Source organism: Devosia sp., from assembly GCF_028290625.1.
Lineage (GTDB): Bacteria > Pseudomonadota > Alphaproteobacteria > Rhizobiales > Devosiaceae > Devosia.
Map to the genome: position 1 here is coordinate 25,470 of NZ_JAQGJM010000006.1, position 8,334 is coordinate 33,803.

The window sequence follows — 8,334 nt, forward strand, 5'->3', positions numbered from 1 at the left end:
CCGAAGCAGCGACTTGAAGCGAGAAACCAGCCGGGCTAAGTTGGAAATGAAGCCGATAAGGGGATGGATTCGTGGCGGAGGAGAAAACAGCGCTGCGGTCGGTTGGCCGCCCGCGCAGTGTCGAGGCGGCCCAGGCAAGTCTGGCGCTGTTGCTCAACCTGGTGCGAACAGGAGCAGCGACGACGCGGCAGGAACTCGAACGCCGCTCCGAGCTGGGCCGGGCGGTCGTTGCCGACCGGCTGGCGACGATGATCGATCTGGGCCTGCTCAAGGAAGGCGAACTGGGTCAGGCCACTGGCGGTCGGGCACCGCGCCAGATGCAGTTCCGCCAGGATGCCGGCTCGCTGCTGGTTTCGGCGATTGACCAGAGTTCCATCGCGCTCGGCATTGCCGATCTCAACGGCCAGTTGCTGGTGGAGCACCATGAGGCGGCCCAGCTCGACGCGGGGCCCGAGGCCATTCTGGACCGGCTGGCGACCATTTTTGACTGGCTGCTGAAGGAAACCGAGAAGCCTGCGCCATGGGGAATCGGGCTGGCACTGCCGGGACCGGTCGAGAAGCCGGCCGATAGCTTTGAAGCCGTACCGGTGTTGCAGACCGTGCAATCCTGGCAAGACTTTCCATTCCTGGAACGCCTGTCGATGCGGTTTGGCGTGCCGGTCTTCGCGCGGAGCGGCGTTCAGACCATGACCATGGGCGAGGCCAAGGCTGGCGGCGGCCGAGGGCTCAGCGACATGATCTATGTCAAGCTGGGCAGGTCGATCAGCGCCGGCCTGATTTCCGAGGGGCATCTGCATCGGGGCGCGCAAGGGGCCGCCGGCATGATCGGTCACAGCAGGGTTGGTGAGGATCTGCTCGAAGCAGTGGCCGGCGCCGACGCCATCACCCGTGAAGGTCTGGCCGCTGGTGAAGAGGGGCGTAGCCCATACCTGGCGCAAACACTGGAGCGGCATGGCGAATTGTCCGTGGTCGACATCGGCCACGCCGCCCAGTTGGGCGACCTGTTCTGCGTGGAACTGCTCGGTCGCTGCGGCCGCCTGGTGGGCGAGGCGCTGGCGCCGCTGACCAACCTGGTCAATCCTTCGCTGATCGTCATAGGCGGCGTCGTTGCCGAATCCGGGGGTGACAGCCTGCTCGCCGGCATTCGTGAGGCAGTCTATCGCCAGTCCCACCCCATGGTGTCCCGCGACCTGCAGATCATACGCTCGCAAATGGGCGCCTCTTCCGGCCTGGTCGGCGCGGCCCAGGTGGTGGTGGAGGAACTCTTCGCGCCTGCCATGCTGCAGGGTTGGATCGGACAGGGATCGCCACTGCTGCATCCCGACTTCCAGAAAAGCCTGGAGCGGGCGGCGGCAACGCTGGCAGTCAAGGCTTCACCAGCAGCGGGGCGCGTGGGGCCATGAACAGCCAGACACCGGGCAAGACGCGAGAGGATATCGCCATGTCGATTGCAGGCCTCGGCCCCCACGGGGAGCGAGCCGTTCCCGCGGACCAGATTCAGCTCAGCGCAACCGACGCCGCCGAAGCCAGAGCCCGTCGGTTTTCCGTGGCAGTGGTCCTGCACACCACCACCAGCGATTGGTCCAAGCAGGAACTGGCGGGCATTGCCGCTACCCTGGGCCTGCACTCCGCCGCACTGGTAGAGGTGGTCGACTGCAATTTCGACGTCGAGTTGCAGATAGCGGTCCTCAACAGGTTGGCCGTCGATCCGGTGGATGCCGTAATTTCGATCCCTATTGGCAATGCGCGCGTGGCAGCGGCACATCGGGCTCTGACACAGAGCGGTCGCAAGCTGGTCCTGCTCGACAACGCCCCCACCGGCATGCTCCCCGGCACCGACTATGCCAGCGTCGTTTCAACCGACAATTTCGGGCTTGGCCAGAGCTGTGCGTCTATGCTCTCCGCCCATATTCCAGCCGGTGGCGCCGCCGGCATTCTCGGCTACGGCATCGACTTCTTTGCCACTCACGAACGCGAAATCGCGTTTCGCAAATGGATGGCCACGCACCGGCCCGATGTCACTCTTGTGCGTGAGCGTTTTGCTGAACTGGACGGCGCCGGGCAGGCGGCACTGGCCATGGTCGAGAAAACTCCGGGGCTATCAGGCATCTTTGCCGTTTGGGACGTACCGGCAATGAAGGCGGTTCGGGCACTCGCCCAGGGCGGCATTGACATTCCGATGACCACTGTGGACCTGGGCAACGAAGTCGCGCTCGACATGGCTCGCCACGGCATGATCAAGGGGGTTGGCGCTCAGATGCCCTATGACCAAGGTTGCGCCGCAGCCCGGGTGACGCTCGCGGCCCTGCTAGGACTTCCGGTACCGCCCTGGGTGGCACTGGCCGGACGAGAGGTTACGCCATTCGATGTCGTCGAGGCCTATCAGGTCATCTGGCACCTGCCGGCCCCCAAGGCCATCATCGAGAGCTCGCGGGCGTCGACCGCCAGTCAGGATTCGCATGCAGGTCAGTAGCGGGCCATCGACGGCAAATGTCGTCATTCTGCGCGCGCCCCATATCGCTTCCTTAAGCAGTTCTGCGCATGGTGCTGGGCAAGGCCAGCGTCGAGTGTGTTGTTCATGACCGTGTTGAGCATCATAAAGACGTTCTTCAAGAAAGGGGCCGCGTCGCCCCCGTCGCTCACCAATCCCGCCCGCGCCGTACCCCTTGGCCACGCGTCGCCCTCCAGCCAAAGGCCCTCTCCGAGTGTTTCGACCAGCGATAACCGTCTCGACGACCTGATCGCGAGGCGCCGTGCCTCGTTACAGTCGGTCATCGCTGGCAGCATCGAACTTGTCGGACTGGACGAGATCAAGGAGGCCCTGGGATCGAAATGGGCTGGCCTGGCCGCGCGCGCGAGCGAATTGGCCGAGCAGGGCATCAGGCGGCGTCTTTCCGACAGCGACATTCTGCAGGCGCTCAGCGACACCGAATTTTCGATTTGCTTTGCCAAACTCAACCGGGAGGCGGCACTCGAGCGCGCCAGACAGATTTCCCGCGAGATCAAGCAGGAGATCTTTGCCGAGCTCCCCGAGTTTTCGTTGAGCATGACCGTCAAACAGTATGTCGCCGAAATCGAGCTCAGCAATCTTGCGGGGGATACGGGCAGCCTGGCCGATCGCCTGGTGTTGACCTTGCGTCGCATGCGGCTTGAAGCGGACCGGGCGATCCTGAACTATCGCCGCCTGCTGCTGAAGGACTTTCAACTGCTCTTTGCCCCGTTGTGGGATCCCGAGCGCGCCATCGTCGAGCTCAACCGCTGTGTACTGGACCTCTCTTTGGGGTGCACCACGCTGTCCCAGTTCCAGGCGATTGCCGATCCCGACCAGATGGTCGATACACTCGCCGACATGGACTGCCTCGCCTTGACCCGCGCGCTGGAAGTCCTGCACCGCTACGGGAAGGCGAGCAACCTCGCCGCCATCCTTGTCCCTGTGGGATATCAAACGCTGGCCCGCAGTTCGACCCGCCGCGAGTATCTCAAGCTGCTGTCCAGCGTACCAGAGGTCTATTCGCCTTTCGTGAAGCTTGAAGTGACGAACGTCCCGTCACGACCGGATGTCGACCACCTCAACAATCTGCTTTTCACGGTCAGAGCCGTCTGTCCTGATTTGACGCTGCAGGTCAATGGTAGCGCCGAATATCTTTCCGCGCTGGACGCAATGCCGCTCTGGGGTCTGTCGTGCAATCTTTCCATGGGACAATTGCGCGCGCCCACACGGCGGGCCGTCGCGCCATTCTTCATGGAATTTGCCAGGAGCAACGGCCTTCGCACCCTGGCGCATGGTGCCAATACGATCGGACTGGCATTGGCCGCCGTCGATAGTGGCTTCCACTACGTCAGCGGCACTGCCATTCATCTGTCGCAGGACACACCGCGCGCGCCTTCGCGCCTACATCCGTTGACCCGTCCAAAACGCATTTCGGGATGACCCCTATGAACATCCATAGTGGAGCAAGCTTCCATGACTGACCTGCGCTCCGAGCCCAAGGGGCAGATTTCGGGCTCCCACCTGCGTTTGCTGATCCTCGACGATGACCCGCTTGTCGGCGAAATGGTTCGGATGATGGCTGCATCCATCGGTGCCGAAAGTGCCTATTGCCGAACCGCGGATGAGTTTTTCACACAGGTTTCTGACTGGGAACCAAGCCACATCCTGCTCGATCTGGTCATGCCGGGCATTGATGGGGTGGAGGTGATCCAGCGTCTGGGAGAGGTGGGCTGTCAGGCGATACTGATCATTGTCAGTGGCGTCGATCGCCGCGTGCTGGACGCCGCGCAACGTTCGGCAAGACAGCATCTGCTACGGCTCGCGGGAGCCTTGTCAAAGCCGTTCAGCCGCGGCGCTTTGGCCACCCTGCTTGAGACCGGAAATACCGCCCCAAAGCTCCGACTGGTCGCAGCGTCACCAGTGTCGACGCCGTCCAGCCACGAGCTGGCGCACGCATTATCCGAGGGTGAAATCGCCCCTGTGTTTCAACCCAAGGTCAGATGTAGCGATGGCAGCTTGATCGGATATGAGGCGTTGGCGCGCTGGACCCGCGAGGAGACCACCATATGTGGCCCCGACATCTTCGTTCCCCTGGCAGAGCGGACGGGACAGGCGGCAAGGCTCACGGATGTCATCGCGGATCGCTCGCTTGCCTGGCTGGGGGGCAATTTTGCTGCCCTGCCTCATTCGGTGGCAATAAACATCCCAGCGCAGTGTTTGAAAGACGACCATTCTGTCCGGGCGATTGCCGACGCCTGTTCGCGCTATGGCGTCGCGCCGGAGCGAGTGGTTCTTGAAGTGACCGAAAGCGGCGCAATCGACCCCGATTCCGGCGCGCTGGACGTTCTGACCCGAGCGCGTCTTATCGGCATGAAGTTGTCCATCGACGACTTTGGCGTCGGCTATTCGTCACTGGTTCAACTGGCCCGGATGCCCTTTTCCGAAATCAAGATCGACCGCAGTTTCGTGGCCGAGCTGTGCCATTCCAGCGAAGCGCAGGCCATCATCGCGGCAATAATCGGCATGAGCGTAGGTCTGGGGATGACCACGGTCGCGGAGGGGGTGGAAGACCTCGATACCTATATGCGGCTTCGTGAAATGGGGTGCTATGCCGCTCAGGGCTATTTCATCGGCCGACCCATGCCTTCGTCCCGCGCGGTTGCCTGGTCCGACCTCACCTTGAGGCAATAGACGGAGCCGCGCATTTTGGCAGGGCCTCAGTTGAAGCAACTGGCTCCAAACTCCGCCGGCCCCACAAAGGAGTGCCACGTTGCGAGCATCTGATCCATTCCGGCCTTTGCCCGGCCTAGCTCCGAACCAGGATAACGGGGACTTTGGCGGAGACGCCGCACCGCAGCTAGAGCTGGCAGAGCCTGAACGCCTGCTACGCATCGCCGGCCGTATGGCTCGTCTGGGCGGCTGGCGCGTCGATCTCCACCCGACCCGGCTGAGCTGGAGCCCGGAAACGACCGAGATCCATGAGGAGGCCCCAAATGTCTCTCCGAGTGTCCAGCAGGGACTAAGTTACTATGCGCTCGAGCACCAGCCGACGATCCGCAGAGCCGTCGCCGACTGTGTCGAAAACGGCATATCTTTCGATGAGGTGCTGCAACTGGTCACCGCCAAGGGCAACCGCATCTGGGTTCGCTCAATCGGCGAAGCCGTCCGCGACGGTACCGGAACTATCGTGGCCGTCGAGGGGGCGTTCCAGGACATCTCCCAACTTGTCGCCATGCGCGATGAAGCCAACTCCCTCGCCCGGCGACTGCGCCAGACACTGGAGAGCATCAGTGATGCCTTCTTCCTGCTGGACAAGGACTGGCGGTTTTCGTTCGTCAACGGCCAAGCCGAAAGACTTCTGGGGCGCCAGCGGGACGAGCTGGAGGGGCGGACAATCTGGACCGAATTTCCCCAAGCGGTGGGGAGCAGCTTTGAGACCAGTTATCGAGAGGCCGTTCGGGATGGCCATGCAGTGCGGTTCCAAGAGTATTTTCCGCCTCTCCAGGCTTGGTTCGACGTCGATGCCTATCCCACGCCGGAGGGGCTGGCCGTCTATTTCCGTGACATATCGCGGCGAAAACAAGCCGAGGAAGAGGTCCGGATCAGCAACGAACGGTTTCTACTCGTCGCGCAGGCAACCAATGACGTGATCTGGGATTGGGACCTCGTCGGCAACATCCTCTGGTGGAATGAAAACTTCAAAACGCTGTTCGACTACGACCCTGCCGAAGTGGAACCGGGTCCGGAATCGTGGATGTATCGCATACATCCAGAAGACGCCGACCGGGTCATTGAAAGCATTCAAGCGGTCATCGACGGCACGGAGAAATCCTGGACCAGCGAATATCGGTTCCTGCACAATAACGGGCATGCGCTCAGCATCATTGACCGTGGCTCCGTCATCCGTGACGAGAGTGGCAGGGCCGTCCGGATGGTGGGCAGTATGCTGGATGTCACACCGCAGCGGGAGCTAGAGGGCCGTTTGCGGCAGGCGCAAAAACTGGAAGCGATGGGCCAGCTCTCGGGTGGCATCGCACACGACTTCAACAACCTCCTGACCGTCATCCTGGGCAGTGCCGAACTTCTGTGCGACGAGCTGGAGAGCGGGCACCAGCCGCATCTCCTCGCCGAAATGATTTCGACCGCCGCTCAAAGGGGGGCGGAACTCACGAGCCGCTTACTGGCCTTCGGCCGCAAGCAGCCCCTCCAACCGCGCCAGCTCGAACTCAGCGGCCTTATCGCCGGCATGGAAGTCATGCTTGGTCGAACCCTGGGTGAGCACATCGATATCCAGGTCATCCGACCAGCAGGACTCTGGACGGTCGAGATCGATCCGGCTCTGCTGGAATCCGCTGTCCTCAACCTTGCGATCAACGCCCGCGACGCTATGAGCGAGAGCGGCCGACTGACGATCGCAATGGCCAATGCAACGCTCGATGCCAGTCAAGCGGTCTCGGGAGGGGACGTCCCGCCGGGGCAGTATGTGGTTCTCACGGTGTCGGATACCGGCCATGGTATTTCCCCGGCGGTGCTACCGCGCGTTTTTGAACCATTCTTCACGACCAAGGAGGTGGGCAAAGGATCCGGGTTGGGGCTGAGCATGGCGTATGGATTCGTCAGCCAATCCGGAGGCTACATCGGCGTCCATTCCGAGGTGGGCCGGGGAACGTCTGTCAGGCTCTATTTTCCGCGGTCCAGGAAGAAGGGTATGCCCGTGCCCGAGAACACGGTGCGCCAAGCGGTCAAGGGGCATGACGAGCTGATCTTGGTCGTAGAGGATGATGCGCTGGTTCGCAGCCACCTCACCGGCATGCTGGAGGGGCTTGGCTATCGCGTCCTTCAGGCTGCCGCGGGGAACCAGGCAATCGATATGCTTGCGGCCAATTCCCAGATCACGCTTCTTTTCACCGACGTGGTCATGCCGGGCGGCATGAATGGCGGAGAACTAGCGAAAAGGTCTCTAGAGTTGCGACCCGGCCTGAAGGTCCTCTTCACGTCGGGCTATGCCGACAACGTAATTGTGCATCATGGGCGCCTGGACCAGGGGATCGACCTGTTGAGCAAACCCTATGATCGCGAGCAGTTGGCCACTAGGCTGCGGAAGGTACTGCGATAAGCCATCAAATCGGTTCCCGATTTCAGTCCTGCGGACGGACAAGCACCGTGACCTGGCATTGCTCGATCACAGTGACATTCCCGAGACCGAATATTACCAGCCAGAGAAAACTCAAGGCTTCGGAATAGGCGAGCCGGTCACAGCCGTGGGTTATCCGGGCTTCGGTAAAGGAGACAGGATCAATGTCAGACCTGGTTTCGTTGCATCCTTCTTTGTCAGAAGCGCGGTCCGATACGTCGAAGTGACACAGAAACTGCTACAGGGCAGTTCCGGGGGGCCGCTCCTGGATTCCAGCGGCCGCGTGATTGCCGTCATTCACAAAGGTGGCCCGTTGATCGAAAGAGATCACGCAATCCATGTTGATGTGATCGCTCAGTGGGTTGCCGAATAGCGCTATTATCCCTGCTAGGGCGTTGGTGCATTCCCGCAACGTGAGAAGTCCGCTCCGAGCCCCAACGGTCGTTCCCGTCCGCATATTATGCGAATCCGCAGGCCGCTTCGTTCAGACCACATTTGCAACTTACCCAAAGATGGTGTATCGCGGCGGCTGCCGGCGCGACCTGAGATCAGGAAGCTGCAGCCCCTTCATGTACGATGCTTGCGAGGTCGCACCTGACCTCTGCATCGAGGGAAGGAGCAACGGCGATGGCACATTTCGTGGGACTGGACGTGTCGGTGTTGGAGACGGCGGTGTGCGTCGTCGATGAGGCTGGCAAGGTCGTTTGCG

At 61.7% G+C, this 8,334-nt stretch carries 6 protein-coding genes; all 6 read left to right on the forward strand.

Annotated elements, in window-relative coordinates; genetic code table 11:
- Positions 1 to 71 precede the first annotated feature (71 nt).
- The 6 genes from JWR51_RS02055 to JWR51_RS02080 all read left to right on the forward strand — a co-directional run bounded on the left by JWR51_RS02055 (position 72) and on the right by JWR51_RS02080 (position 7,998).
- The gene (locus tag JWR51_RS02055) at positions 72 to 1,403 is read left to right on the forward strand and encodes an ROK family protein (RefSeq protein ID WP_299742982.1); all 1,332 of its coding nucleotides are present in this window, start codon (positions 72 to 74) and stop codon (positions 1,401 to 1,403) included.
- Positions 1,400 to 2,473 (forward strand): substrate-binding domain-containing protein, encoded by a 1,074-nt coding sequence (locus tag JWR51_RS02060; protein WP_299742985.1) that lies wholly within the window; start codon positions 1,400 to 1,402, stop codon positions 2,471 to 2,473. Before JWR51_RS02055 ends, JWR51_RS02060 begins: the two co-directional genes overlap by 4 nt.
- A gap of 105 nt (positions 2,474 to 2,578) precedes the next feature.
- Positions 2,579 to 3,931 (forward strand): hypothetical protein, encoded by a 1,353-nt coding sequence (locus tag JWR51_RS02065; protein ID WP_299742988.1) that lies wholly within the window; start codon positions 2,579 to 2,581, stop codon positions 3,929 to 3,931.
- A 33-nt stretch (positions 3,932 to 3,964) separates the two neighbouring features.
- Positions 3,965 to 5,182 carry an EAL domain-containing response regulator gene (locus JWR51_RS02070; RefSeq protein WP_299742991.1) on the forward strand — a complete coding sequence of 406 codons (1,218 nt, stop codon included), beginning with the start codon at positions 3,965 to 3,967 and terminating at the stop codon, positions 5,180 to 5,182.
- A 79-nt stretch (positions 5,183 to 5,261) separates the two neighbouring features.
- A complete protein-coding gene (locus JWR51_RS02075; protein WP_299742994.1) occupies positions 5,262 to 7,607 on the forward strand; it encodes a PAS domain-containing protein in 2,346 nt (781 codons plus the stop codon).
- Positions 7,561 to 7,998: a serine protease gene (locus JWR51_RS02080; RefSeq protein ID WP_299742998.1), complete on the forward strand. Its 438-nt coding sequence runs from the start codon at positions 7,561 to 7,563 to the stop codon at positions 7,996 to 7,998. Before JWR51_RS02075 ends, JWR51_RS02080 begins: the two co-directional genes overlap by 47 nt.
- Positions 7,999 to 8,334 lie beyond the last annotated feature (336 nt).

Coding starts and splice junctions, on each gene's coding strand:
- JWR51_RS02070 (WP_299742991.1), top strand. CDS start 3,965: ATGACTGACCTGCGCTCCGAGCCCAAGGGGCAGATTTCGGGCTCCCAC.
- JWR51_RS02065 (WP_299742988.1), top strand. CDS start 2,579: ATGACCGTGTTGAGCATCATAAAGACGTTCTTCAAGAAAGGGGCCGCG.
- JWR51_RS02080 (WP_299742998.1), top strand. CDS start 7,561: ATGATCGCGAGCAGTTGGCCACTAGGCTGCGGAAGGTACTGCGATAAG.
- JWR51_RS02060 (WP_299742985.1), top strand. CDS start 1,400: ATGAACAGCCAGACACCGGGCAAGACGCGAGAGGATATCGCCATGTCG.